Origin of the sequence: Halorarius litoreus, from assembly GCF_024362405.1 — an archaeon.
In the GTDB taxonomy this organism is placed as follows: Archaea; Halobacteriota; Halobacteria; order Halobacteriales; family Haloarculaceae; genus Halorarius; species Halorarius litoreus.
Window position 1 is genome coordinate 3,866,076 of the sequence record NZ_CP101454.1, and the last position, 26,040, is coordinate 3,892,115.

21 protein-coding genes and 1 pseudogene are annotated in these 26,040 nt (G+C 67.0%); 4 read left to right on the top strand and 18 right to left on the bottom strand.

The window, feature by feature from the left end; translation table 11 throughout:
* Nucleotides 1–49: 49 nt before the first annotated feature.
* Entirely contained in the window at nucleotides 50–2,029 is a 1,980-nt protein-coding gene (gene acs, locus NL126_RS20270) for an acetate--CoA ligase (protein WP_255196701.1), read from the bottom strand.
* A gap of 102 nt (nucleotides 2,030–2,131) precedes the next feature.
* Between acs and NL126_RS20275 the strand changes: the two genes are divergently transcribed.
* On the top strand, nucleotides 2,132–3,043 hold the full coding sequence (locus tag NL126_RS20275; RefSeq protein ID WP_255196702.1) for an ABC transporter ATP-binding protein: 912 nt from the start codon (nucleotides 2,132–2,134) through the stop codon (nucleotides 3,041–3,043).
* Nucleotides 3,040–4,023: an ABC transporter permease subunit gene (locus tag NL126_RS20280; RefSeq protein WP_255196703.1), complete on the top strand. Its 984-nt coding sequence runs from the start codon at nucleotides 3,040–3,042 to the stop codon at nucleotides 4,021–4,023. Before NL126_RS20275 ends, NL126_RS20280 begins: the two co-directional genes overlap by 4 nt.
* A gap of 33 nt (nucleotides 4,024–4,056) precedes the next feature.
* Here NL126_RS20280 and NL126_RS20285 read toward each other — a convergent pair whose 3' ends face one another.
* The 9 genes from NL126_RS20285 to NL126_RS20325 form a co-directional block, all read right to left on the bottom strand.
* A complete protein-coding gene (locus NL126_RS20285) occupies nucleotides 4,057–5,754 on the bottom strand; it encodes an acyl-CoA mutase large subunit family protein (RefSeq protein WP_255196704.1) in 1,698 nt (565 codons plus the stop codon).
* 59 nt (nucleotides 5,755–5,813) lie between these two features.
* Complete coding sequence (locus tag NL126_RS20290) at nucleotides 5,814–6,626, bottom strand: CBS pair associated ParBc domain-containing protein (RefSeq protein ID WP_255196705.1); 813 nt, start codon at nucleotides 6,624–6,626, stop codon at nucleotides 5,814–5,816.
* A 70-nt stretch (nucleotides 6,627–6,696) separates the two neighbouring features.
* Nucleotides 6,697–8,181 carry a DHH family phosphoesterase gene (locus tag NL126_RS20295; RefSeq protein WP_255196706.1) on the bottom strand — a complete coding sequence of 495 codons (1,485 nt, stop codon included), beginning with the start codon at nucleotides 8,179–8,181 and terminating at the stop codon, nucleotides 6,697–6,699.
* Between the two features lie 71 nt (nucleotides 8,182–8,252).
* Nucleotides 8,253–9,731, bottom strand: coding sequence for an NADH-quinone oxidoreductase subunit N (locus NL126_RS20300; protein WP_255196707.1), 1,479 nt, complete (start codon nucleotides 9,729–9,731; stop codon nucleotides 8,253–8,255).
* Complete coding sequence (locus tag NL126_RS20305; RefSeq protein ID WP_255196708.1) at nucleotides 9,732–11,285, bottom strand: complex I subunit 4 family protein; 1,554 nt, start codon at nucleotides 11,283–11,285, stop codon at nucleotides 9,732–9,734. It abuts the gene before it with no gap.
* Complete coding sequence (gene nuoL / locus NL126_RS20310; RefSeq protein WP_255196709.1) at nucleotides 11,282–13,330, bottom strand: NADH-quinone oxidoreductase subunit L; 2,049 nt, start codon at nucleotides 13,328–13,330, stop codon at nucleotides 11,282–11,284. Before nuoL ends, NL126_RS20305 begins: the two co-directional genes overlap by 4 nt.
* 1 nt (nucleotide 13,331) lies before the next feature.
* The gene (gene nuoK, locus NL126_RS20315) at nucleotides 13,332–13,637 is read right to left on the bottom strand and encodes an NADH-quinone oxidoreductase subunit NuoK (protein ID WP_255196710.1); all 306 of its coding nucleotides are present in this window, start codon (nucleotides 13,635–13,637) and stop codon (nucleotides 13,332–13,334) included.
* On the bottom strand, nucleotides 13,638–13,985 hold the full coding sequence (locus tag NL126_RS20320) for an NADH-quinone oxidoreductase subunit J (protein ID WP_255196711.1): 348 nt from the start codon (nucleotides 13,983–13,985) through the stop codon (nucleotides 13,638–13,640).
* Nucleotides 13,982–14,257, bottom strand: coding sequence for an NADH-quinone oxidoreductase subunit J (locus tag NL126_RS20325; protein ID WP_255196712.1), 276 nt, complete (start codon nucleotides 14,255–14,257; stop codon nucleotides 13,982–13,984). Before NL126_RS20325 ends, NL126_RS20320 begins: the two co-directional genes overlap by 4 nt.
* A gap of 156 nt (nucleotides 14,258–14,413) precedes the next feature.
* Between NL126_RS20325 and NL126_RS20330 the strand changes: the two genes are divergently transcribed.
* Nucleotides 14,414–15,553: an AI-2E family transporter gene (locus NL126_RS20330; RefSeq protein ID WP_255196713.1), complete on the top strand. Its 1,140-nt coding sequence runs from the start codon at nucleotides 14,414–14,416 to the stop codon at nucleotides 15,551–15,553.
* A 95-nt stretch (nucleotides 15,554–15,648) separates the two neighbouring features.
* On the opposite strand, the pseudogene NL126_RS20335 reads toward NL126_RS20330, so the two are convergent.
* The 7 genes and pseudogenes from NL126_RS20335 to purE all read right to left on the bottom strand — a co-directional run.
* A pseudogene (locus NL126_RS20335) lies at nucleotides 15,649–15,732 on the bottom strand (NuoI/complex I 23 kDa subunit family protein); the annotation flags it as partial.
* 138 nt (nucleotides 15,733–15,870) lie between these two features.
* Nucleotides 15,871–16,332 (bottom strand): NuoI/complex I 23 kDa subunit family protein, encoded by a 462-nt coding sequence (locus NL126_RS20340; RefSeq protein ID WP_255196714.1) that lies wholly within the window; start codon nucleotides 16,330–16,332, stop codon nucleotides 15,871–15,873.
* Nucleotide 16,333: 1 nt separating this feature from the next.
* Nucleotides 16,334–17,419: a complex I subunit 1/NuoH family protein gene (locus tag NL126_RS20345; protein ID WP_255196715.1), complete on the bottom strand. Its 1,086-nt coding sequence runs from the start codon at nucleotides 17,417–17,419 to the stop codon at nucleotides 16,334–16,336.
* Nucleotides 17,419–19,101, bottom strand: a complete 1,683-nt coding sequence (locus NL126_RS20350; protein WP_255196716.1) for an NADH-quinone oxidoreductase subunit D — start codon at nucleotides 19,099–19,101, stop codon at nucleotides 17,419–17,421. The genes NL126_RS20345 and NL126_RS20350 overlap by 1 nt, the downstream gene beginning before the upstream one ends.
* The gene (locus tag NL126_RS20355) at nucleotides 19,098–19,775 is read right to left on the bottom strand and encodes an NADH-quinone oxidoreductase subunit B (RefSeq protein WP_255196717.1); all 678 of its coding nucleotides are present in this window, start codon (nucleotides 19,773–19,775) and stop codon (nucleotides 19,098–19,100) included. Before NL126_RS20355 ends, NL126_RS20350 begins: the two co-directional genes overlap by 4 nt.
* A 2-nt stretch (nucleotides 19,776–19,777) precedes the next feature.
* Nucleotides 19,778–20,188 (bottom strand): NADH-quinone oxidoreductase subunit A, encoded by a 411-nt coding sequence (locus NL126_RS20360; RefSeq protein ID WP_255196718.1) that lies wholly within the window; start codon nucleotides 20,186–20,188, stop codon nucleotides 19,778–19,780.
* A gap of 127 nt (nucleotides 20,189–20,315) precedes the next feature.
* Nucleotides 20,316–20,933, bottom strand: coding sequence for a 5-(carboxyamino)imidazole ribonucleotide mutase (purE, locus tag NL126_RS20365; RefSeq protein ID WP_255196719.1), 618 nt, complete (start codon nucleotides 20,931–20,933; stop codon nucleotides 20,316–20,318).
* Nucleotides 20,934–21,166: 233 nt separating this feature from the next.
* On the opposite strand from purE, the gene NL126_RS20370 reads away from it, so the two are divergent.
* On the top strand, nucleotides 21,167–24,799 hold the full coding sequence (locus tag NL126_RS20370; protein WP_255196720.1) for an integrin alpha: 3,633 nt from the start codon (nucleotides 21,167–21,169) through the stop codon (nucleotides 24,797–24,799).
* A 41-nt stretch (nucleotides 24,800–24,840) separates the two neighbouring features.
* Here NL126_RS20370 and NL126_RS20375 read toward each other — a convergent pair whose 3' ends face one another.
* Nucleotides 24,841–26,001, bottom strand: a complete 1,161-nt coding sequence (locus NL126_RS20375) for a 5-(carboxyamino)imidazole ribonucleotide synthase (protein WP_255196721.1) — start codon at nucleotides 25,999–26,001, stop codon at nucleotides 24,841–24,843.
* Nucleotides 26,002–26,040: the final 39 nt, after the last annotated feature.

Below are 26,040 nucleotides of genomic sequence, written 5' to 3' on the forward strand. Positions count from 1 at the left end.
ACGGGTGAGCACGCCAGACAGAGGAAACGGAATCGTGGAGGGAATCGCGTCAGTCGCTCTGCACCTGCTCGCGGATGCGCTCGGGGACCGAGGGGTCTCTGAGCGTCGTCGTGTTCCCCAGTTCCTCGCCGTTCGAGATGTTCTCGAGGAGACGGCGCATGATCTTCCCCGAGCGGGTCTTGGGGAGGTCGTCGACGAAGATGACGTTCGAGGGACGCGCGAACTTCCCGATCTCGCGTTCGACCGCCTCGACGATCTCCTGTTTCACCGCGTCGCTCGGTTCGATCCCCTCGCGGAGGACGACGTAGACATCGGGCACCTCGCCCTTCTCGGCGTCCTCGCGGGCGGCGACCGCAGCCTCCGCGACCTTCTCGACCTCCGAGACCGCCGACTCGAGCTCCATCGTGCCGAGCCGGTGCCCGGCGACGTTCATCACGTCGTCCAGCCGGCCGAGGATGCGCCAGTAGCCGTCTTTCGCCTGCACCGCACCGTCGCCAGCCTTGTAGTTCCAGTCGCGCCAGTCGTCGGAGTCGGTGTCGGAGAAGTCTGCCCAGTACGTCGAGATGAACCGCTCGTCGTTGCCGTACACCGTCTGGAGCATCGACGGCCACGGGTTCTTGATGATGAGATTGCCGGCCTTCCCGCTCGCCGGTTCGAGTTCCTCGCCCCGGTCGTCGACGAGGGCGGGTTCGATACCCGGTGCGGCCTTCCCGGCGCTGCCGGGCTTCATGTCCTCGAGCGCCGGCAGGTTCGTGATGAGGTGGCCACCCGTCTCGGTCTGCCACCACGTGTCGACGATGACCGCGTCCTCGTCGCCGATGTGTTTGTAGTACCACAGCCACGCCTCCGGCTGGATGGGTTCACCCACCGTCGTCATGTGCCGGAAGTCGAAGTCGTACTCCTCGGGGTACTGCTCGCCCCACTTCATGAACATCCGGACGGCAGTCGGCGAGGTGTGGAAGATGTCCACGTCGTACTTCTCGGCGATCTCCCAGATGCGCCCCTTGTGTGGGTAGTCGGGCGTGTCCTCGTACATGACCGACGTGGTCCCGAGCGCGAGCGGCCCGTAGACGATGTACGAGTGACCGGTGATCCACCCGATGTCGGCGGCACACCAGTAGGTGTCCTCGGGTTTGATGTCGAGGACGTACTTCGAGGTCGCCGCCGCGTACGCGAGGTAGCCACCGGTGCGGTGTTGACACCCCTTCGGTTTCCCGGTCGTCCCGGAGGTGTACATCAGGAACAGCGGGTCCTCGGCGTCGCGCGAGACCGGCTTCACCCGCTCCCGACGGTGGTCCTCCAGGAGGTACTCGACGTTCGTGTAGTCGTCGCTCACGTCACCTGTGGGCTCGTCGTGGCGCGTCCAGTAGAGCACCTGCGGGTCGCGGTCCATCTGGTCGAGCGCCTCGTCGGTCTTCTCGATGTGCTCGAGGAACTCGCCGCGCCGGTAGTAGCCGTCGATGGTGACGACGTAGTCGGAGTCGGCGCTGTCGACCCGCTCGGCCAGTGCCTGTGCGGAGAAGCCGGCGAACACCACGGAGTGCGGGGCGCCGATACGGGCACACGCCAGCATGGTGATGGGGAGCGCGGGCACCATCGGCAGGTGGATGGTGACCACGTCGTCCTCCTCGACACCCTGCGCGCGGAGCGCGGCTGCCATCTCGTTGACCTCGCGGTAGAGGTCCTGGTACGTGATGTTCTCCTGTTCGCCCTCCGACCCCTCCCAGAGCAGCGCGGTCTGGTTCTTCCGCTCGTCGAGGTGTCGGTCGACGCAGTTGTACGAGGCGTTGAGCTTCCCGTCAACGAACCACTCGAAGAACGGCGGGTTCGACCCGTCGAACACCTCGTCCCAGCGTTCGTCCCAGTCGAGCAGTTCGGCGTACCGCTCGAACCCCTCGGGGAACTCCCCGACCTCGTCGTAGATCGCCGGGTCGCTCGCGTTCGCCTGCCCGACGAACTTCGCCGGCGGCCGGAAGTAGTCCTGTTCGGTGAGCCGTGCTTCTAGTTCCACGTCGGTCTCCTCGGCCATGGTAAACCCTGCGTGGAACTGACAGTCGCACCCCCCATAGAGCTACCGCCGTCCGGTGAGAAAACTTATTCCGCGGCTGGCCGGGCATCGAGACGGTTCCCGATGTCAGCAATCGAGATAGACTCGTTCAGTAAACGGTTCGGCGACGTCGTCGCCGTCGACGACCTCTCGCTGTCGGTCGAGCAGGGCGAAGTGTTCGGCTTCCTCGGCCCGAACGGCGCGGGCAAGTCGACGACAATCAACGCGATGCTCGACTTCACCAAGCCCTCTGCCGGACGTATCGAGGTGTTCGGCCACGACGCCAACCACGGGTCGGTCGCCATCCGCCGCCGCGCAGGCCTGTTGCTCGAAGGCTACGGCGCCTACCCGAATCTCACCGGACGAGAGCACGTCGAACACGCCATCGACACCAAGGACGCGGACGATGACCCCGACGAGCTACTCGCGCGGGTCGACCTCTCGGACGCCGCGGACCGCCGTGCCGGCGGCTACTCGAAGGGAATGCGCCAGCGGATGGCCATCGCCGTCGCGCTCGTCGGTGACCCGGACCTGCTCGTGCTAGACGAACCCTCCACCGGCCTAGACCCGAACGGCGCGCGCACCCTCAGAGAGGTCGTCCACGAGGAGGCAGCGCGCGGCGCGACCGTGTTCTTCTCCAGCCACATCCTCGAACAGGTCGAGGCGGTGGCCGACCGTATCGGCATCCTCCTCGACGGCCAGCTCGCCGCCGTCGGTGGCGTCGACGCCCTACGAGAGGAACTAGGCGCTGGAACGACCGTCAGCCTAGACGTCTCGGCGACGCCCGACACGCTCCTTGCCGACCTCCGAACGCTCGACGGGGTGCGCGATGTTTCCGCGCACGATAGCACCGTCGAGGTGACCTGCGACGGCGACGGCGCAACGAAGCTTCAGGTGTTGACCACGGCCGAACGGGCGGGCGTCTACCGGGACTTCACGGTCCACGAGGCCTCGCTCGACGACGTGTTCTCGCGGTACACGGGTGGGCGACCGTGACGTACCGCGACGTGTTCCGCCGCGACCTGACGAGCGTCTACCGTTCGCGGACCGGAACGGCCGTCGCGGCCATCCTCGCGCTCGTCACCGTCGTCGGCGTCGGGCTGTTCGCGCTCGCGGCCGACCTCGTGGCCGTCGCGGGCGTCGGCGGCCTGCTCATCGTCGGCGCCATCGTCGCGCTGGTGTTCTTCGGCACGCCGAAGCAGATCGCCGGGGGCGTCCTCGCGTTCACCGTCATCGCGGTAGTGCTGGTACAACTGGTGCAGGACCCCGGCCGCGTGAACGACCTCCGACCGCCGATGGACACCGCCATCGTCGGGGTCGGCAGCGGGCTCTCGCTCGTCGTTCCGCTCGTCGGGCTGCTGGGAAGCTACGCCGCGCTCGTCGGCGAGCGGGAGACGGGGTCCGTGCGGTTCCTGCTCGGGCTCCCCAACTCCCGTGACGACGCGTACGTCGGGAAGTTCCTCGCACGGGCCGCAGTGGTCTGCGTCCCGCTCGTCGTGGGGCTCGCGCTGGCCGGCGTGGTCGTGCAGTTCACCTTCGAGAACGGCTCGCTGCTCGGAATGCTTGGGCTCGGAGTAGTGACGATTCCGTACGCCCTGCTGTTCGTCGGCATCGGTCTCACCGCCAGCGCGTACGCCGACAGCTCGAACCGGGCGGTCGCGGTGGTCATCGCCGTGTTCGCGGTGCTGCGAGCGGGCTGGCCGGCCGCCCAGTCGCTCCTCTTGGCACAGGTGCAGGACCCCTACCCCCGCCCCGAGTGGTTCTTCTGGGTCGGCCGGGTCAACCCCATCAACGCCTACGTCAAGCTGACGACGCTGTTCGCCGAGGTGGAGTTCCACCCGCTGTTGACTCGCCCCGACGAGACCATCCAGACCGCGGCGACGGCCCACTGGTTCGCTGCGCTGGTGCTGTTTGCGTGGACGGTCGCTGCGCCCGTGTTCGGGCTCCTCTACTTCCGTCGACGAGACTTGCTGTAGAACGGTTCGGGGCGGCTCATCGAGATTCGCCGGCTACGCGAGCCCGATCTTCTCCTGGTACTGGCCGTAGTGTTTCTCGAAGACGTCCATGATCTCGCCCATCGTGACGTACGCCTTGACCGCGTCCACGATGTACGGCATCACGTTCTCGTCGGTCTCGATGGCTTCGTCGAGCGCGTCGAGCGTCGCCTCCACCTCGCCGTCGTCGCGCTCTTCCTTGACCTGTTTGAGCCGGTCGAGCTGCGTCTGCTCGCTCGCCTCGTCGACCTTCAGGAGGTCGACGGAGGTGTCCTGGTCGATGCTGTACTTGTTCACGCCGACGACCGTCTCTTTGCCCTCGTCGACGCGTTTCTGGTAGTTGTAGCTCGCTTCCTGAATCTCGCGGTGGAAGTAGCCCTGGTCGATACCCTCGAGGACACCGTTGCGGACGGAGCCGTCACCGAGTTCCCTGATCTCCTCGATGTACCTCATGATTTCCTCTTCCATCTCGTCGGTGAGCGTCTCCACCGCGAACGAGCCACCGAGCGGATCGACGATGTCCGCGGCCCCGGACTCCTCGGCGATTATTTGCTGGGTGCGGAGCGCGACGCGAACGGCTTCTTCGGAGGGGAGTGCGAGCGCCTCGTCGTAGCTGTTCGTGTGGAGACTCTGCGTGCCACCCAGAACGCCCGCCAGCGCCTGGATGGTGGTGCGAACGATGTTGTTCAGCGGCTGCTGCGCGGTGAGTGACTGGCCCGCCGTCTGCGTGTGGAACTTCAGCCGCTTCGATTCGGGTTTCTCCGCGTCGTACCACTCGTCCATCACGCGGGCGTAGATGCGGCGGGCGGCCCGGAACTTCGCGACCTCTTCGAACAGCGAGTTGTGCGAGTTGAAGAAGAACGACAGCAGGGGGGCGAACTCGTCGACGTCGAGCCCGCGGTCCATCGCGTCTTCGACGTACGCGAAGCCGTCGGCGAGGGTGAACGCGGCCTCCTGTGCGGCGGTCGAGCCGGCCTCACGGATGTGGTAGCCCGAGATGGAGATTGGGTGGAACTTCGGCGTCTCCTCGACGGCGAACTCGACGGTATCCGTGACGATGTCGAGGCTCGGCTCCGGGGGAATCACCCACTCCTTCTGGGCGATGAACTCCTTCAGCATGTCGTTCTGCAGGGTGCCGCGAACCTGCTCGCGGGGCACGCCCTGCTGGTCTGCCAGCGCGACGTACATCGCGTAGATGACCGCGGCGGAGGGGTTGATGGTGAAGGAGGTAGAGACCTCGCCGATGTCGATACCGTCGAAGAGGATCTCCATGTCGCGGAGGGTGTCGACCGCCACACCCTCTTTGCCGACCTCCCCGAGGCTCATCGGGTCGTCGGAGTCGAGCCCCATCAACGAGGGCATGTCGAACGCGGTCGAGAGGCCGGTCTGCCCCTCGTCGACGAGGTAGTGGAACCGCTCGTTCGTCTCTTCTGCGGTGCCGAAGCCGGCGAACTGCCGCATCGTCCACGTCCGCCCGCGGTACATCGTCGGGTACGCACCCCGCGTGTAGGGCTCCTCGCCGGGGAACCCGAGGTCCGCCTCGTAGTCGATATCGGCGACGTCCTCGGGCGTGTAGAGCCTGTCCACCTCGTGGTTCGAGACGGTGACGAACTCGTCCTTTCGCTCGCCGTGTTCGAGGTAGTCGGCGAGCGTGTCGTCCTCCCACTCCTCGTGGGCCTCGCGAATCGCGTCGAGGTCCTCGTCGTCGTACATGCCCCGCAATTCTCGCCGCCCAGCCATTAACGGTTCGGTGGTCTCAGGGGCGAAGAGCGCTACCGGTCGTCCTTCTGGAGCCGCTTCGTCGTCTCGACGAGCGGGTGGTGTGCGTAGTCGACCTCCTTGATGTCCCCGATCGAGTCCAGGTTCTCCTTGCGTGCGGTCTCGGCCATCCCGAGTTCGACGGGCTCGTCGAGGACGATGACGTACGCGTCCATCTCCTCGATGCCGAGCTGTGAGGCCGCTTTCACCCGGTGGTGGCCGTCCGCGAGGAGGAGTTCGCCGTTGTTGTCGATGACGACGAGCGGCTCGGCGAGGCCGTTCTCCAGCTCGTAGGAGCGCCCCTCGAGCTCGTCGGTGTACACCTTGCTCTGCGTGGGCGTGAGGTTCGCCAACTTGACCGTGCGCCGCTCCTCGGTCGCACCGACCTCGTGGATGTTCTGGAGCGTCCGCTTCAGCTTGTCCACCTTGTCGGGCGTAGCGCGCTCGATCTGCGAGCGGATCACGTCGGCGTTCGAGATGATGCCGACGAGGTTGCCCGCATCGTCGACGACGGGGAGCCGCTGGATGCCCGACCGGAGGATGACGCGCGCTGCGTCCGTGATTTTCATCTCCGGGTGCGCGACGATGAGGTCGTCGGTCATCACCTTGAAGATGGGCTCGTTGTCGTCCGCGAGCAGCAGGTCGCGCGCGGAGATGAACCCCTCGACGCGCCGGCCATCACACACCGGGAATCCGGAGTGCGCCTCCTGGGACTCCGCGATGCGGCGAGCCACGTCCTCGACCGTGTCGTCGGGGGAGACGGTCGCCACGTCCTGCGTCATGTAGTCACGGACTTGTGGCTTCCCGTCGAGCGCACCTTGCGACATTATGCTCCCTCTGGAGCGCCGGGGCAAAAAGCCCGCGCTCGCCGAGGCCCCATCGAGGGTGCCACGGACGTCAGTCCTCGGTCTCGTCCTTCGAGAGTGACGGTGCTGGCCCCTGTTCGCCGAGATAGCGCGTGTTCGCGTACACCGCCGTCGCCGCCGTGTTCGGACCGACGTCGAGCGTCTCGAAGAACCGGTCGGTGACGACCTCGCTGATGCGCTGTTCGGGGTTCTCCTCGCCCTCCTCGACGAGTGCCCCCACGGGAATCTGTGCGCCGGCCATGTCGGCGTGGCCGCCGGCGCTGCCGATCTGCCCGAACGCCTCACGAAGCGTCTCGCCGATGTCTATCTCCCCACCCCGAGACCGGGCGGAAGCGTAGATGATGTCGTCGCGCGAGCCGTAGACGAGCGTGGTGTTTATTCCGTCCATCCCGAGCAGGCGGTCGGCCGCCTGCGCAAGCGCGTCGCGGTCACCGATCTGCCCGACGTACGACAGGACGACCGAGCCACGGGTCTCGCGGTCGGTGATGGCTCGCCCGATGATGTCGAACGTCTCGGGGCTGACGCTCGGTGACTCGATGCGCTCCAGGGTGGCGCCGTCGACGAACGGCATGAGGTAGGCGGCCGCCTCGAAGTCGGCGGTCGACACCTCCCGGGAGAAGTCGTTGGTGTCGACGTGAATACCGAACAGGAGACCGGTCGCGACCGCGGGCGACGGCTCCATGCCGAGCGTCTGGAGATAGCCGGTGAGGAGCGTCGACGTCGCGCCCACGTCCGACCGGAGGTCGACGAACCGCGCCTCCACTGGCGCGCGCGGCGGGTGGTGGTCGATGACGATGTCGATGCGCGTGTCCTCGGGGAGCTGGTCGTTGACGCCCGGTCGCGAGTGGTCGACGAGCGCGACCCCACCGAACTCGTCAAGCGACGCCTCGTCAGAGAGATGTCGCAGGTCGAACTCGAGGAGGTTCACCAGCGCCCGGTTCTCCTGGTGGTTGATGTCGCCGAAGTAGCACGCTTCGGCCGGTGTTCCGGCCCGTTCGGCGATCTCTTCGAGGGCGATCGCACTCGCGATGGCGTCCGGGTCGGGGTTGTCGTGGGCGACGACGGCGAGCGGCCCGTCGATGCTGCGGATGACACGTCGGAGCCGCCGGGTACGGAGCCCTTCCTCGCCGACGCTCGCGGACAGGAAGTCGGCGAGCGCGTTGCGGGGGTCGACGACCGTGTCGGCCGTCGATTCGAGCGCCTCGATGTCGGCGTCCACCGGGCTGTGCCCCGCGAACGCGAGCAGGAAGGCGTCGGGGTACGTCTCACGGGCGAGTCGGGCCGCAGCGATGTTCGTCGCGGGGTCGTCGCTGCCGACGATTACAGTATCCGGCGTGAAGGGGACGTCCGCGAGCGTCGCGGGGTCGGTCGGGTCGCCGAGCGTCGCGGTGATGGCGTCCGAGCGGAGGGTCTCGACGCGGTGCTCGTCGGTCGTGACGACGAGGGCAGGGTCGTTCCCCCCGGAGATAACGAGGCGACGACCGACCGACCCGCACCCGAGGACGAGCCGGGACATACCTTCGGTTCCCCCCGCACGGGCTAAAAGCCTCCGCTAGCCGAGAGTGGACGACGGAAACGGGGTCCCGCTCAGAACAGCGCGGCCGCGGCGTCGAACGCCGTCCCCGAGAAGAAGCCGAGCGCGGGCAGCAGCGCGACCGTCGCGACCGCCGCGGCCACGACCGCCACGTACAGCCCGGTCGGGTAGCTGGTGACCTGCACGTCGCCAGTGGGCTCTTCGATCCACATCGCCTTGACGACGCGGCTGTAGTAGAACAGCGACAGCGCGCTGTTTATCGCGCCGACGAGTGCGAGCCACCAGACGCCCGCGCCAACGGCGCCGGCGAACAGGTAGTACTTCGAGAGGAACCCGCCACCGACCGGGAGGCCGGCGAGCGAGAACATGAAGACGGTCATCGCGACGCAGGCCACGGGAGCCTTCTTCGCGAGGCCGTTGTAGTCCTCGAAGGTGCGGCCGACGCCCCAGTACTCGGCGAGGGCGATGAACAGGAACGCGCCCGTGTTCATGAAGCCGTAGACGAGCAGGTGAATCATCCCCGCGCCGAGGACGATGTTCTCGTTTCCGGCGCCGGTGAGCGCGGCGAGTCCGATGAGGACGTAGCCGGCGTGGCCCACCGACGAGTAGGCGAGCATCCGCTTGACGTTCTCCTGGGTGGCGGCGGCGAAGTTACCGAGCGTCATCGTGACGACGGCGAGCACCTGCACCGCGAGCACCCAGTCGATGGCGCCGACGACGTCCCCGATGGGGAACGCGACGACCATCACGCGGAACGCGAGTGCGAACCCGGCGGCCTTCGACGCACTCGAGAGGAACGCCGAGATGGGCGCGGGCGCGCCCTCGTAGGCCTCCGGCGCCCAGAAGTGGAACGGGACGGAGGCGGTCTTGAACGCGAATCCACCCAGGACCATCAGCACGCCGACGCCGAGGATGCCGGCGAGGCCGGTGTCCGCGACGCCCGCGGCGACGTCCTCCAGCAGCATCGAGCCGGAGACGCCGTACACCAGCGAGATGCCGTAGGCGAAGATCGCCGACGACAGCGCGCCGATGAGGAAGTACTTGAGCCCGGACTCGACCGAGCCACGGTTCTTCTTCAGGAACGCGACCAGCGCGTACGACGGGAGGCTGGCGAGTTCGAGCGCGACGAAGCCGACCGCGAGCGAGCCCGCGGAGGCCATCAGCGTCATGCCGGTCGCGGCGAGCAGGACGAGCATGTAGTACTCGGCCTGGTAGTCGAGGTCCTCGAGGTAGTCGTAGCTCGCCAGGGTCACGAGCGCGGTGACGCTCGTGAAGATGAAGCTGAAGAACAGCGCCATCCCGTCGACGACGAGCTGTCCCCCGTAGAGGACGACAGCCGGGTCGCCGACGCCCGCGGCGAGGTACATCCCCGAGACGCCCATCGCGGCGAGCGAGCCGACGAACGCGATGCCCGCCAGCACCGGGTTGTTGCTCGAATCGGGGTCGATGCTGTCGAACACGAAGAGGGCGAGCGCGGTGGCGCCGAGCACGAGCGTCGGCGCGGTGGCCGCCCAGTCTGGAGTGATAGCCATCTATGGTGCACCTCCGAGCGCCGCGACCGAGTCAGGCAGGACCGGGGCGACGGCGTCCTGGATCATGTTGAACGCCAGGTCGTTCGGGAACGAGCCCAGCGCGATGATGAACACGAGCAGCACGATGAGCGGCACCACGTCGTGGAGGTCCGCGCGCACGACGTCGTAGTCCGTCTCCGAGCGGAACGCCCCGAAGAGGGTCCGCTGCATCGCGAACAGCAGGTAGCCGGCGACGATGACGATGCCGAACATCGCCGCGGCCGTGAACAGCGGTGCGCCCGCGAAGCCGGCGCCGAACGAGCCGACGAACACGAAGAACTCCGCCGCGAAGCCGGCCATCAGTGGGAGTCCCATGTAGGCGAACGAGCCCGCGAGGAACGCACCGACGGTGACGGGCATCTTGTCCGCGAGCCCCGACATGTCGCCGACCATCCGCGTGTGCGTCGTGTTGTAGATGACGCCGACACACGCGAACAGCAGCCCCGAGATGAGGCCGTGCGAGATCATCTGGAACGTCGCGCCACCGACGCCGTAGACGGTGTAGGCGACGAGCCCGAGGATGACGTAGCCCATCGACGACACCGACGAGTAGGCGACGATGCGCTTGAGGTCCTCCTGTGCGAGTGCGAGCATCGCGCCGTAGATGACCGAGACGACGGCAAACGCCGCGATGAGCACCGCGTACTGCTGGGCGACCTCCGGTAGCATCGTGAAGTTGAACCGCAGCAGTGCGTACGTCCCCATCTTCAACAGCACCCCGGCCAGCATCACCGACGCCGGCGTGGGAGCCTCGACGTGGGCGTCCGGCAGCCACGTGTGGAACGGAACGACCGGGACCTTCACCGCGAATCCGATGAACATCGCGAAGAACGCGAGGACGGCGAGCAAGTCGGGGCCGATGACCCCGAGGCCACCGAGTTCGCCCGCGCGCAACGCCTGTGCGATGACGGGCATGTCGAGCGAACTGATGGAGTCGCCGAGCCCGAACACGAGCCCGAAGAACCCGATGAACATCACCAGCGAGGCGATGTTCGTGTAGACGAAGAACTTGATGGCGGCGTACTTCCGGCGAGCGCCGCCCCAGACGCCGATGAGGAAGTACATCGGGACGAGGACGCCCTCCCAGAAGATGAACCAGACGAAGAAGTCGAGCGCGCCGAACACGCCGATGAGCATCGCCTCCATGAACAGCATGAGGCCGTAGAACTGGGCCTCACGCTCGTCGATGGGGGTCCACGACGCGAGGATAGCGAGCGTCGTGAGCAGCGTCGACAGCACGACGAGCGGCATCGAGATGCCGTCGAGGCCGACGTGCCACGAGAGGTCGTACGGACCGAGCGTGACCCATTCGGCCGACGACTCGAACGCGATGGTGCTGCCGGGGCCGCCGAGGAAGGCGTTGCCCGCACCGTCGAAGACGGCGTACATGTACAGCGAGACCGCGAGCGGAAGCAGCGAGATGCCGAGTGCTGCCTTCCCGGCGTACTTGTCCGGGAGGAAGAACACGATGCCTGCGCCGAGCAGACAGAGCGCGAGCAGAATCTCGATCATCATGCGAACCACCCCTGGAAGACGCCGAAGCCGACAAGCAGGAGCACGAGCCCCAACGTCAGCAGCGTCGCGTAGTTCGAGACGACACCGGTCTGGACGCGCCGGAGCCGGTCACCCGAGAACAGGCTCACGCTGGAGACGAAGTTCACGACGTCGTCGATGACGCGCTGGTCGAACGTGTTCGCCGCGTTGGCGAGGGGAACCGTGAACCCCTCCGCGAGCCACACCTGATACTCGTCCTGGTAGTAGTTGTTGAACAGCAAGGTCTTGACCGAACCGAGTTTGTCCGTGTGCTCCACCGGGTCCGGACCACGGTACAGCGAGAGCGCGAGACCCGCTCCGGCGAGTGCCAGCCCGAGCGAGAGCGCCGCGGAGACGAGCAGCGAGACGACCTCGCTGCCCGCGAACGTCGCGTTCGCCGTGTAGCCGGCGAACTCGTGGAGCAGTTCCTCGTAGTGCTCGCCGTTGAGCCCCTCCGGGCCGTGGAACAGCCAGTCGTGGAGGAACTCGGGGACGGCAGGAACAACCTTGTGGACCGGCACGAGGTTGATGACGCCGATGACCGCCGCCAGCACGCCGAGAATCACGAGCGGCAGCTTCACGTTCCAGCGGACGCCGTGCGGATCCTTCGCCGTGTCCGACCGCGGCTCACCGTGGAAGGTGAGAAGCACCATCCGGAACGTGTAGAAGCCGGTGAAGAACACCGCGAGCAGGCCCATCGCGTACGCTCCCAGGAGGAGCGGCGAGCCGCCGAGGCCGTGAACCAGCGTCTCGTAGAGTACCTCGTCCTTCGACCAGAAGCCGGAGAACGGAACGATGCCCGCGAGCGCGAGCGACCCCGAGAGGAACGCGTAGTAGGTGACGGGCATCTTGTCCTTGAGCCCGCCCATGTCCCACATGTCCTCGTTGTGGTGCATCGCGATGATGACCGACCCCGCGCCGAGGAACAGCAGCGCCTTGAAGAACGCGTGCGTGGTGAGGTGGAAGACGCCCGCGACGTAGCCACCGCCGCCCAGCGCGAGCATGATGTAGCCGTACTGGGAGATGGTGGAGTACGCGAGCACCTGCTTGATCTCGCGCTTGACGACGCCCATCGTCGCCGCGAACAGGGCGGTGAACCCACCCACGAACGCGATGACGGCGAGGGCCGTCGGCGAGAGCGCGTAGAAGCCGTACATCCGGGCGACGAGGTAGACACCGGCGGCGACCATCGTCGCGGCGTGGATAAGTGCCGAAACAGGAGTCGGACCTTCCATCGCGTCCGGCAGCCACGTGTGGAACGGGAACTGCGCGGACTTGCCCATCACACCACCCAGCACGAGCAGGCCGATGACCGTGAACCACGCCTGCGGGTCGAGCCCGAAGAACGTGGTCACGGTGGCCTCGCCGTTGAGTGCCTGCTCCGCGATGTGCGGGAAGGAGTTCTCGACGCCAGGCCCACCAAAGGCGGCCGTCCCGAACGTCGCGAACACGGCGACGACGCCGATGAGGAAGAAGTAGTCACCGAAGCGCGTCACCAGGAACGCCTTCTTCGCCGCGGACGGCGGGCCCGCCTCGCGGAACCAGAAGCCGATGAGCAGGTACGAACAGAGGCCGACCAGCTCGAAGAACATGAACGCCATCAGGAGGTTGTCCGAGAAGACGAACGCGAGCATGCTCGCGGTGAACAGCCCCAGTTCGGCGTAGTAGCGGGGGAGCCCTTTCTCGCCCTCGTCGTTCATGTAGCCCATCGAGAACACGTGGACGAGCAGGGCGATGGTCGAGACGATGACGAGCATCAGCGTCGAGAGCGGGTCGAGCAGGACGCCGAACGTCAGCTCGAACGGCACCTCGCTGCCGCCGACCCACGTGTACAGCGTCTCCTGGCTGGAATGCCCGGTGAAGACGTTCACCATCATCACCAGCGAGAGCACGAGGGAGGCGGCGGTCGCGACGATGCCAGCGATGGCGCCCTTCTTCGGCAGGTAGTCGCCGAAGAACAGCGCGACCACGAACGATACGAACGGCAGGAACGCGATTGCGGGTGCGAATTGGGTTATCTCTGCCATCTTACCACCTCAGAGTCGTCGCCTTCGTCACGTCCACGTCCTCGAAGTTGCGGTACAGCACCAGGATGATGCCGATACCGACGGCGACCTCGGCGGCGGCGATCGCCATCGTGAACAGGCTGAACACCTGTCCGGTGAGGTTACCGTGATAGAACGAGAACGCGACGAAGTTGATGTTCGCTGCGTTCAGCATCAGCTCGACCGACATCAGGAACAACAGCGCGTTCCGACGGGTGAGGATGCCGAACAGGCCGATACAGAACACCGCGGCCGAGAGCACGAGGTAGTACTGGACGGGAACCGCCATCTAGCGGTCACCCCCCTTCCGGTCCTCGTCTTTTCCTCCGTCCGTGAGCGGCAGGAAACCGCCGGACTCGCCCTCGCGGCGGGCGAGCATCACGGCCGCCGCCAGCGCGGCGATGAGGACGACGTCGATGATCTCGAACGCGATGAGGAACCCTTCCGACGGGAGCGTCCCGGCGTCCAGGTTGAACATCGCGTAGCCGATGGTCGCGGTGATGCCGTCGACACCACCGAACCCGGCCATCTCGCCGAAGTCGGCCGTCAGGAAGACGGCGACGAGGACGACGAACAGCGCCAGCGCGGCGATGCCCGTGGCCTTGCCACCCTTGTAGAGGCGAGGACGCGTCGTCATCGCACCATCACCTCGTGGTCATCTTGCTCGCGGACGAGCATCACGGCGAACGTGATGAGGATGAGAACCCCGCCCACGTAGACGAGGATCTGCATCGCCGCGAGGAACTCGGCTCGCAACATTACGTAGTGGACCGCGACGCTGGTCAACGCCACCCCGAGCAGGAGTGCGCTGTGCCAGACGTCACGGACCAGGACGACGCCCAGGCTGCTGCCCACGGTGATGAGCGCAAACAGCAAGAACGCCGCTAGTTCGACCGGTGCTACAGCCATTACCTCAAACTCTGTCGGCTTCGGTTTGAAGCTTTCTTTGTGTTCCCGCACGCGGGGGCGCGCTTGGTGAGGTAAACTGGGGGGCTTACCGCTCTAGCCACCAATTGGTGTCGTCGGGGAACAGTTACAAGGAGCACTCGCCTAAACCGGCGACACATGGCCACAGCCCTCCCAAGCGGCGAGACACGCCGTGCCGGCTGGTGGTTCGTCGCCACCGCATTACTCGCGACCGTCGGCTTCTTCGTGTACTCGTTCGTCGGCACCTTCGTTCTCGGCGTGTTCGTGTACTACGGCGCGCGACCGATCAACCGGCGGCTCCGACGCCGCCTCGATTCCCGGGGTGCGGCGGCCGGGCTCACGCTGCTCTGTATCGTCGTCCCCGTACTCGCGCTGCTGGCGTACACGGGGGCAGTCGCCATCCGCGAGTTCGGTGCCGTCGCGGGCTCGGACGCCGTGAATCAGGTCCTCACGCGGCTGCTCGGAGACGAGTCCTCGCTCACGTCGATCCTCCAGAACCCACAGGCGGCAGTCGACCGGCTCACGGCCATCCCGCAGTTCGAGCAGGGTGTCGACGTCGCGGTGGGGACGCTCGGTGCGGTGTCGAACGTCCTGCTCCACCTGACGCTCGCGCTCGCGTTCGCCTTCTTCCTCTACCGCGACGGCCACCGGCTGGAGGCGTGGTACCGCGCCGAGGTCGGGGGCCGGGACACCGCCGCCCACGCCTGGCTCGCGGCCACGGACGCCGACCTCGAGGTCGTCTACTTCGGCAACGTCCTGACGGTGCTCGGCGTGACGGTCGCCGCCGTCCTCGCGTTCAACGGCTACAACCTCCTCGCCCCGGCGGCCGTCACGCTTCCCTTCCCGACGCTGCTGGCAGTCCTCACGGGTCTCGCCACCTTCGTTCCACTCGTCGTCGGGAAGCTCGTCTACCTCCCGGCGACGGCACTGCTGGTTTACCGGGCCGTCCAGACGGACACCGGCCTGCTCGTCTACCCGCTCGGCTTCCTCGTCGTCGCGTTCCTCTTCCTCGACCTCCTTCCGCAGTCGGTACTCCGTCCGTACATCTCCGGACAGACACTCCACGAGGGGGCCGTCCTGTTCGCGTACGTCCTCGGCGCGGTGCTGTTCGGCTGGTACGGGCTGTTCCTCGGCCCGCTACTGCTGGTGCTCGTAGTCCAGTTCGCCAACGTCGTCCTCGGCGACCTGCTCGGCGGCAACGAGTTCACCGCGTTCCCGACGGGCGCGACGACACTCGGGACGGACCCCGATGACGCACCAGCGAACAGTGGAGAGTAGCCCGGGCGCTGGTCCTCCAGTCCAGCAATGCAGAGTATTGTCCGAGTGAGCGAGCGCTCCCCGAACGCGAGCGAAGGAGCCGAAAAAGGTGGTGTCTACTGATAGTCGACTTCGCCCTCGCCCTCGCCGATCCACGCACCGCGGTCGGGCTCGCGGGACGCGAGCGGGTCGATGTCCTCGCGACCCCACCTTTTTGTCGTTCGGGATTTCTCGCTCACTCCGCTCGCTTCGAAACCGCTCACGACAAAAACGTGGATGAAAAAGGCCGCCCTCGCTTCCCTTGGGCGGGGAAACGGCTCGCTACGCGAGCCGTATGCTCACTGATAGTCGACTTCGCCCTCGCCCTCGCCGATCCACGCACCGCGGTCGGGCTCGCGGGACGCGAGCGGGTCGATGTCCTTGTACCACGGCACGTTCTTCAGCTGCTCCATGTTGTACGCGAGGTCGTCCTTCGTGTCACCCGTGAACTCGAAGTTCTGGGTGAGCAGGATGGCGTCGACGGGGCAGACCTCCTCACAGAGCCGGCAGTAGATGCACTGCCCGATGTGGAGGTTGTACTGCTCGCCGTTGCGCTGGTCGTCCGTGACGATCTGAATCGTGTCGTTCGGACAGACGTTCTCACACTGGCGGCACCAGATGCACCGCTCCTGTGAGAACTTGTGGACGCCACGGAACCGCGGGGAGACCTCGGGGGCCTCCTCCGGGTACTCGACCGTGAACGTGGTTCCGTCGAGCGCGTGCTTCATCGTCGTCGCCATGGATTTCAGTAGTCCGATCATATCAGACGATCACCCCCACGATAACGGCCGTGAGCACGAGGTTGGCGAACGATAGCACCAGCATCCCCTTCCAGCCGATCTCGATGAGCTGGTCGATGCGGACGCGGGGGATGGCCGACCGCGCCCACTGCGTGAACAGGTAGATGGCCACGATCTTGATGACGAACCAGACGAACCCGGGCAGGATCTCGACGCCGACGAACGGGCTCGTCGGGCCACCCAGGAACAGGGTCGTGATGATGGCCGCACCGAGGAAGATGTGGATGAACTCCGAGAGGTACGCCAGCACGAAGTAGACCGAGGAGTACTCGGTCTGCCAGCCAGCAACGATCTCGGTCGGCGCCTCCGGGATGTCGAACGGGTTCCGGCCGACCTCCGCGAGGTTCGCGACCATGAACAGCAGGAACGCGAACGGGTTCACGAACGCGTACCAGCTCTTGAGCCCGACTGCGAGCGGCTCGGCCTGTGCCGCGACGATCTCGCTCATCTGGAGCGTGCCGGCGAAGATGACTACGGAGGCGGCGGTGATGACGAGCGGAATCTCGTACGCGAGGTTCTGGGCGACCGCGCGCAGCCCGCCGAGGAACGAGAACTTGTTGTTCGACGCGTAGCCGGCCATGATGAGGCCGACCGAGGCGATGGAGGCGACGGCGAACACGTACGCGAGCCCCGCCTCGGGGTCCGCGAGGTGGATGCCGTTACCCATGGGGATGACGGCGAAGCCCAGCAAGGCAGACGACGCCATCACGAGCGGCGCGAGGTCCCACGCGGGACGGTCGACGCCGTCGGGGACGATGAGCTCCTTCGAGAGGAGCCGGACCGCGTCGGCCACGATGATGAGCAGGCCGAACGGGCCGACTCTGTTCACGGCGATGCGGTCGGTGAACGCGGCGGTGATCTTTCGCTTCCCCCAGATGCCGGAGACGGCGACGAGGGTCAGCAGGAACGTCACGATGAGCGCTGCGCCGATGAGCCCGCCGACGAAGTCGGCGAGCGGGCCGCTGCCGAGGCCGAGGGCGCCCGCGATGGTGTCGGGAAGCTGGCCGCCGCCTGCGGCAGTCGCGTTGGTGGCGTTCTCCTGCACCATCAGCGGTCCACCTCACCGAGTACGATGTCGAGGCTGCCGAGCGAGGCGATGAGGTCGGGGATGTACTCGCCCTGGCTCATCTCGGGCAGCGTCTGCAGGTTCGAGAAGCACGGCGACCGGATCTTGAACCGCGCCGGCTTGTCCGTGCCGTCCGCGCGCATGTAGATGCCGAGTTCGCCCTTCGCGCCCTCGACCGCCCGGTAGATTTCCGTGTCCGCTTCGGGCTTCAGCGTCCGGGGCACGTTCGACTGAATCGTGCGGTCCTCCTCGGGCCAGTCCTCGAGCAGGTCGATACACTGGTCGATGATCTTCGCACTCTCTTCGACCTCCTGCATGCGGACGAGGACGCGGCTGTAGTTGTCACAGCCGTCCTCCGTGACGACGTCCCAGTCGAGTTCGTCGTAGTAGCCGTACGGGTCGTCGCGTCGGAGGTCGTAGTCGATGCCCGACCCACGCGCCACGGGACCGGTCGCGCCGTAGCTCTTGGCGAGGTCGGGCTCCAGCACGCCGGTGTTGACACACCGCATCTGGAAGATCTCGTTCGACGTGATCATGTCGTGGTACTCCTCGAGCCGGCTCGGGAGCTCGTCGAGGAAGTCGCGTGTCTTCTCGAAGAACTCCTCGCGGGGCTCGGGGAGGTCCCACGCGACGCCACCCAGCCGGAGGTAGTTGAACATCAGCCGCTGACCGGTGAGGTCCTCGAGGATGTTCTGTACGACCTCGCGGTCGCGCGTCGCGTACATGAAGATGGCCGTGAAGTCGCCGTAGACGTCGAGCGCGAACGTCCCGACCGCGAGCATGTGACTCGCAATGCGGCACAGTTCGGCGGACATCGTCCGGATGACCTGCGCGTACTCCGGCACCTCGATGTCGGCCATGTCCTCGGCCGCGCGGGCGTACGCCCACTCGTTGAGGATGCCCGCCGAGATGTAGTCCCATCGGTCCGGGTACGGCATGATCTGGTGGCGGTAGGTGCCCTGCTGGCACATCTGCTCCTCACACCGATGCAGATAGCCGATGTCGCTCTCGACGTCGGCGACCTGCTCGCCGTCGAGCGTCGTCTTCAGGTGGAGCACGCCGTGCGTGGCGGGGTGGTGCGGCCCGATGTTGACGAACATCGTGTCCGACTGCTCGCCGCTGCGGTGGTCCTCCTGCAGCGGGTTCGCGTGCTGCCGGAAGTCGACGACCTGCGGCTGCTCCTGGTCGTAGTCGAGCGAGAGCGGGTGCCCCTGCCACGTCTCGGGCAGGAGGATGCGCTTGAGGTCCGGGTGGTCCTCGTACTCGATGCCGACGAGGTCGTACGCCTCCCGCTCGTGCCAGTCTGCCGTCCGGTAGACCGCGTCCGCGGACTGCGAGACTGGCTCATCCTTCGACGTGGGGACGACGACGCCCACTTCCTGCGTGCGTGCGTCGAACTTCGTCAGGTGGTAGATGGTCTCGTAGCGGTCCTCGTACTCCTGTGCCGTCACGCACGAGAGGTGGTCGAAACCGGCCTCGTCGCGGAGCAGGAACAGCGCGTCCTGCACCTCGTCGGGGCGGACGACGAACGCCTCGGCGTTGACGTGTTCCTCGCGACCGATGACGTGGTCGCCGAGGAGCGCTTCGAGCGCGTCGTAGTCGACTTCGCCGTCCTCGACGCCGACCAGGCTTGTCTCCGTGGGTTCGGGTTCTTCCAAGCTCATGGTGACTCAGCCCAGTTGTACCGCATGACGAGGTCCTCCTCGTCGATCTGGTCGGCGAGGTGCTGGACGAGTTCGTCCTGCTCGAGGTCGCCGAACTGTTCGAGTTCGTACGGTTTCACGGTGACCGGAGCGGTCTCGCCGTTCGCGATGCGCTCCTGGAGCTTCGCGATGCCGTAGACCAGCGCTTCGGGGCGCGGCGGGCAACCGGGGACGTGGATGTCCACCGGGATGACCTCCTCGGCGCCCTTGATGACGTTGTACCCCTCGTGGAACGGGCCGCCCGAGATGGTACACGAGCCCATGCCGACGACGAACTTCGGCTCGGGCATCTGGTCGTAGACGCGCTTCATCCGCGGGGCGAACTTGGAGACGATGGTCCCCGGGACGATGATGACGTCGGCCTGTCGCGGCGAGGCACGGGGGACGCCCGCGCCGAACCGGTCGAGGTCGTGTTTGACGGCGTACGTGTGCATCATCTCGATGCTGCAGCAGGCGATACCGAACTGCAGCATGAACATCGAGGAGCCACGCACCCAGTTCATGAACTTGTCGAACTTCGTGAGGATGAACGGCGAGGAGCCGAACGCCTCACGCAGCTTCGAGTTGAATCGACTGTCGACGCCTTCGCCCATCCGGGCTTCCTGCGTCGATTGAATCTCGTTGTCGCTACTCATAGTTACTCAGCCCGCTGTTCCGGCGCCGTCGCACGCGGCGATTTGACCCACCGAACCGCGCCGTTGCGCCACGCCCACGCGAGTCCGACCACCAGCACGCCGATGAACACCAGCATCGGGAGGAGCGCCTGCCCCATCCCGAACTGCTGGACGGCGTCCCGGTAGATGACCGTCCACGGGAAGATGAGGACGGTCTCGATGTCGAAGATCACGAACAACAGCGCCACCATGTAGTACTGGATGTTGAAACGAATGCGCGTGTCGCCCGTGGGGACTTCCCCGGACTCGTAGACGGCGGTTTTCCCTTGCTCCGGGACGGTCGGACGCAGCAGCGACGAGATCGCGATCATCGAGATCGGGATTATGATCGCCACCAGCGTCAGCGCCCCAATAGCTATCCACGGATTGCTCATCTTGTCTGTATCAAACTAGGCTTCGGAAGCCGGGTACATAAGGGTTGATTCTTGCGCGGAGGGGCGCACGCGGGCGGTTCGACGCACCTTGCCGCCACTTACTGTACGGCCCGCCGGCCACACCACCTTACTCCATCCGTTCGCGATACGCGGGCGTTCCCAGCTCGTGGAGCCCCCGAGAGTCCTCGCCGACGCCCTGCTGGAGCGCCTCGTGGTACTCGACCAGGCGCTCCTCCAGTTCCTCGTACTGCCGAGCGAGAATCTGGACCGCCGAGAGCGCCGCGTTGAACGACTTGCCCGCGTCGACGGCCGTGATGGGCGCGCCGGTGGGCATCCCGATGACGCTGTCCACGGACTTCTCCTGCACCGGGACGCCGATGACCGGGAGCGGATAGGCGATGCTCGCGGTCATGTTCGGGAGGTCGGCGCTCTTGCCGCCCGCGCCGGCGATGATGACGTCGACCCCGCGGTCGTGCGCTGTCTCACCGTAGGCGTACATCAGGTCGGGCGTCCGGTGGGCACTCACGACGTACGTCTCGAACGTGAACCGGGCCTCGGGCGGGTCGTCGTAGTCCGTGACCTCCTCGAATCCGAGTTCCGTCAGGGCCTCGTACGCCCCGAACATCGTGTCGAGGTCGGAGTCCGACCCCATCACGATGCCCACCTCGGGCTGGTCTTTCGGGTTGCGGTCGCGCTTGGCTTCGCGGTGCAGGTCGTCGATGAGCGCGTCGACGGATTCGGCCATGTGCCTCACACTGTGCGACGGGGGCTTTGCGGTTGTGGTTCGCCCGAGAGTAAGCCCGGTGAGACGGTCACAACGCCGTCGAGAAAGCCGAGGGTTCCCGACGGTCCCGGTCGATAGTCCGACCTTTTACCCGGCCGAGAGGGAGCGGTAATCCGGGCTTTGTTCACGCACCGAGCGGCGACGATGACTCAGCGCGTCTATAACCAAACTGCTGGCACCTATATCTCCGGAGCATGGCTCCGACTTCACGCAGCAGCGTGGCCACGGTGACCGTCGTCGTGGTGGCGCTGCTGACGGTCACGAGCAGCGTCGCGGTCGCCGCCGTGTTCGCTGACGGCCCCGCCCCGTCCACCACGGCGGCACCGTCGGTCGCGGGGACCCAAGCCGGCGGCACCGCAGCGGGCGATATCGACCTCGACGAGGCGAACCTCACCTTCGCGGGCGACGCGTTCGAGGGCGCGGGTACTGCCCTCGCCGGCGGCGTCGACGTGAACGGCGACGGCACGAACGACGTACTGGTCGGCGCACCGACAGCGGACCGAAACGGAGAGAACAGTGGCGTCGTGTACGTCTTCTTCGGCCCGTTCGACGAGGGGCAGTTGAACGCCAGCGACGCGGACGCCACGCTCGTCGGCGCGCGCGGCGACCAGGCCGGCTACGCGCTGGCCGTCGGTGACTTCGACGACGACGGAACCGGCGATGTCGCCGTCGGCGCCCCGCTGAACGACACCGCCGGCCGGGACGCCGGGCGCGTCTACCTCGTCAGCGGCGACGACCTCGACGGAACCGTCTCGCTGCCGACGGCGGCGACCGCATCTGTCCTCGGTGCCGGACGGGGCGACGTCGCCGGCTACAGCCTCGCCGCGGTGGGAACCGAGTTCGACCCGCTCGCCGAGGGCTCCGGCGCTGCCCTGCTGGTCGGCGCTCCGGGGAACGACAGCACCGCACCGAACGCGGGTGCGGCCTACCTGCTCGCCGACCCCCTGGCCGCGGACGGTGACAGCCTCGGCGACGCCGCGACGACCACCTACGTCGGTGCGGCCCGTGGCGATGTCGCGGGCTTCGCCGTCGCCGCCGCGGGCAACGTCAGCGGCGACGAGCGACCCGAACTGCTCGTCGGGGCACCGCGGAACGACTCCAACGGGACAAACAGCGGTGCGGTGTACGTCCTCGGTACCGACGAGTCGGGGCGCGTGCCCGTCACCTCGGGTGTCATCCTCGAAGGGGCGGCGCCGGGCGACCAGGCGGGTCGAGCGGTAGCCTCGGCCGGCGACCCGAACGACGACGGCATCACCGACGTGGTCGTCGGCGCACCGTTCGCCGACCGGCACGTCACTGACGCCGACGGGGACGTGACGACACGCAGTGACGCCGGCGCTGCCTACATCGTCCACGGACCGCTCGACGGCGACCGCCGCCTCTCCGCGGCGGACGTGACGCTCACCGGCGTGGGGGAGCACGACCGAGCAGGCTGGGCAGTCGCGGCCGCGGGTTCCGGAGACGTCACCTGTGACGGCGTGGACGACGTGCTCGTCGGTGCGCCGTACAACAACAGCACGGGTCCCGACGCGGGCGCGACGTATCTGGTGTACGGCGACGGCCCGACCGGCGAGCGGAGCCTCTCGACCGCCGGGGCGCGGTTCCTCGGGGTGAACGACAGCGACCGCTCGGGGTGGGCCGTCGCCGGTGCGAACGACTCGACCGGAGATGGCGACGAGGACCTCCTCGTCGGCGCACCCCGCGCCGATGCGGGCGGGACCGACTCCGGCGCCGCCTACCTCGTCTTCGGGAAGTGCCCGGCCACGCCGACACCGACGCCCACCCCCGAGCCCGACGTCGACCCGGTCGACACTCGGGTCCGATGTTCGGACGACGGTGCGACGCTGACGGTCCGCAACGAGAACGACGACACCGTTCGCGTCGTCGTGGACGGGCCGAACGGCTACGAGGAACGGGTCACCCTCGACCCGGACGAGGCCGAGTCGTTCGACGACCTCGACGACGGCCGCTACACGGTCCGAACCGTGCGGCGCGACGGCCGAACGACGGCCACCGAGCGCGTTCGCGTCGCCTGTCCGACCGAGCGGGTCGACGCCGACCTGACCTGCCGCGACGACGGCGGCGAACTGCGCGTCCACAACCCGAACGACGAGTCGGTTCGGGTGGAGGTTCGTGGCCCGAACGGCTACTCGGTATCGGTGACGCTCTCGCCCGGCGAGACGGAGCGGGTCGACGAACTCGACGACGGCGACTACACCGTGACGACCCGCGCCGACAGCCGCGGGAACGACTATCGCATCGGTCGCCAGACGGTGACCGTCGACTGCGAGACGCCGACGTTCGACCGCGTGCGAACGGAACTCGCCTGTCGCGACGACGGCGGCGAACTGCGCGTCCGCAATGCCAACGACGACCCCGTCCGTGTGACGCTTCGCGGCCCGGACGGCTACCGTGAGTCCGAGACGCTCTCACCCGGCGAGACCGAACGGTTCGACGAGCTCGACGACGGCGACTACGTCCTCCAGGTGTTCGACGGCGACCGCGAACTCGGCCGCGAGCGGTTCACCGTCGACTGCGAGCGGCCCCAGCCCGCGCTCACGGAGCTGACCTGCCGTGACGACGGCGCACTTCTGAAGGTCAGAAACCCGAACGACGACCCGATCCGCGTCGAGATTCGCGGGCCAGACGGGTTCCGCGAGTCGGTCACCCTCGACGCGGGCGAGACGGAGCAGTTCGACGAACTGCCCAACGGCGACTACGTGGTTGGGTCGTTCGCGGGCGGTGAGGAAGTCGGGCGCGACCGACTCACCGCCGACTGCGCGACGCCGGAGCCCGAACCTGCCCCCGTGCGCACCGAAGTGACCTGTCGAGACGACGGCGCGCTCCTCAAAGTTCGAAACACCAACGAACAGCCAGTTCGCGTCGAAATCCGTGGTCCGGACGGCTTCTCGGAATCGACCACCATCGAGTCGAGAGAGACGCTCCAGTTCCCCGACCTCCCGAACGGCGACTACGTCGTGGGTACGTTCGACGACGGAGCGGAAGTCGGTCGCGAGCGGGTGCGGGTCGACTGTGCGACACCCGAACCAGAACCGGAGGCGGTCCTGACCGAACTCACCTGCCGGTCGGCGGGCGCACTATTGAAGGTCAGAAACCCGAATCAGAATCCGGTTCGCGTCGAGATCCGTGGCCCCAGCGATTTCTCCGAGTCCGTCTCGGTCGACCCCGGTGAGACCCTGCAGTTCCCCGACCTTCCGAACGGCGAGTACGTCGTCGGCACCTTCGATGGTGACGACGAAGTCGGCCGCGAGCGCCTCACCGCGGACTGCGAACCGCCGGAACCGGTGTTCGAGCAGGTCTTGACCGAACTCACTTGCCGGTCGGCGGGCGCACTGCTCAAGGTCCGTAACCCCAACGACGACCCCGTCCGCGTCGAGATCCGCGGGCCGAGCGGGTTCTCGGAATCCGTCTCGGTCGACCCCGGTGAGACCCTGCAGTTCCCCGACCTCCCGAACGGCGAGTACGTCGTCGGCACCTTCGACGACAGCGGCGAGGTCGGAAGAGTGCGCCTGACTGCGAACTGTGAGCCATCGGAACTCGACCTCCTGCCGGTCGAACGGCAGGTCCGCTGTACCGCAGACGGGGGCGAACTCGCCGTCAGGAACGCTAACGACGCACCGGTCCGGGTTAACGTCACTGGCGAGATGGTCGACGAAGCGTTCGTCGTCCCGCCCCGTCAGCGCCGAGACCTGAGGGACCTACCCGACGGCGTCTACGTGGTGACGACACGAACGCCCAGCGGGGCGCCGATAGGTGCGGCGGCGATGTTCGTCGTGGACTGCGGGGCCGAGTCGGCAGAAGCGTGAGGCTGCGGGCCGTTCGGGTGACGGCGCACCGTCGCTGAATCTCACTCGAACGTCAGGCGGTTACGAATCCCGCGGGTTCGCTCCAAGAGCGCCTGCTCGTCCTCGTCGTCGCCCGCGAGGACAGTGACGTGGCCCATCTTTCGCAGTGGGCGAACCTCCCGCTTGCCGTACCAGTGGAGGTTCGTCCGGTCCGCCGCGAGGACGTCTTCGACGCCCGCGAGTTTCGCACGCCGTGGCTCGTCGACGTCGCCGAGGATGTTGGCGGTGACGGTCGGGCACCGTCGCTCACAGGAGCCGAGCGGCCAGCCGAGCACACCCCGGACGTGATTGGCGAACTGCGAGGTGTACGCGCCCTCGATGGTCCAGTGACCGGAGTTGTGCGGACGGGGGGCGATTTCGTTGACCAGAATCTCGCCGTCGCGCTCGAACAGCTCGATGCCGTAGACGCCACGCCCGGAGAGTTCGTCTAGCACGGCGAGGGCTACCTCGTGGGCACGGTCCTGCACCGCCTCGCTCGTCCGCGCGGGGTTCACCGTCTCGCGCATGATCTCCTCCTCGTGGACGGTCTCGGTGACGGGGAACGCGTCCGTCTCACCGTCGCCCCGCACACCGACCACCGAGAGTTCGCGCTCGAAGTCGACCATCGCCTCCGCGAGCGCCCCAGAGTCGCCCGCGCCGACCTCTTCGAGTTTGGCTTCCGCTTCGTCGGGCGATTCGACGGGGACGTTCCCCCGGCCGTCGTAGCCACCCTGGCGCGCCTTGAGCATCACGGGCCAGCCGAGTTCCTCGCCCGCGTCACGGAGGTCGTCGGCGTCGTCGATCTGCCGGAACTCCGGAAGTGGAATTCCAGCCGCGTCGAGCATCCGGTTCTGGACGAGTTTGTCCTGGATCGTCCGGAGCGTGTCGGGGTCGGGGTGGACCGGCGTGCCGGTCTCCTCGCTCGCGCGTTCGAGCGCGTCGGGGTCCGCGAGTTCGATTTCGTACGTCAGGACGTCCGCTCGCTCGGCGAGTTCGAGGACGGTCTCGTAGTCGTCGAAGTCGCCGACGACCTGGTCCTCGACCACCGGTGAGGCGGGGCAGTCGGGTGTCGGGTCCGAGACGACAACCTGGACGCCGAGCGGGCCGGCGGCCTCGCCGAGCATCCGTCCGAGCTGGCCGCCGCCCACGACGCCCACGGTCGGGCCGGGAGAGGTGAGGTGCATATCGGGGGTTCCGGCGACGGGAGAGTCAACGTTTCGGGA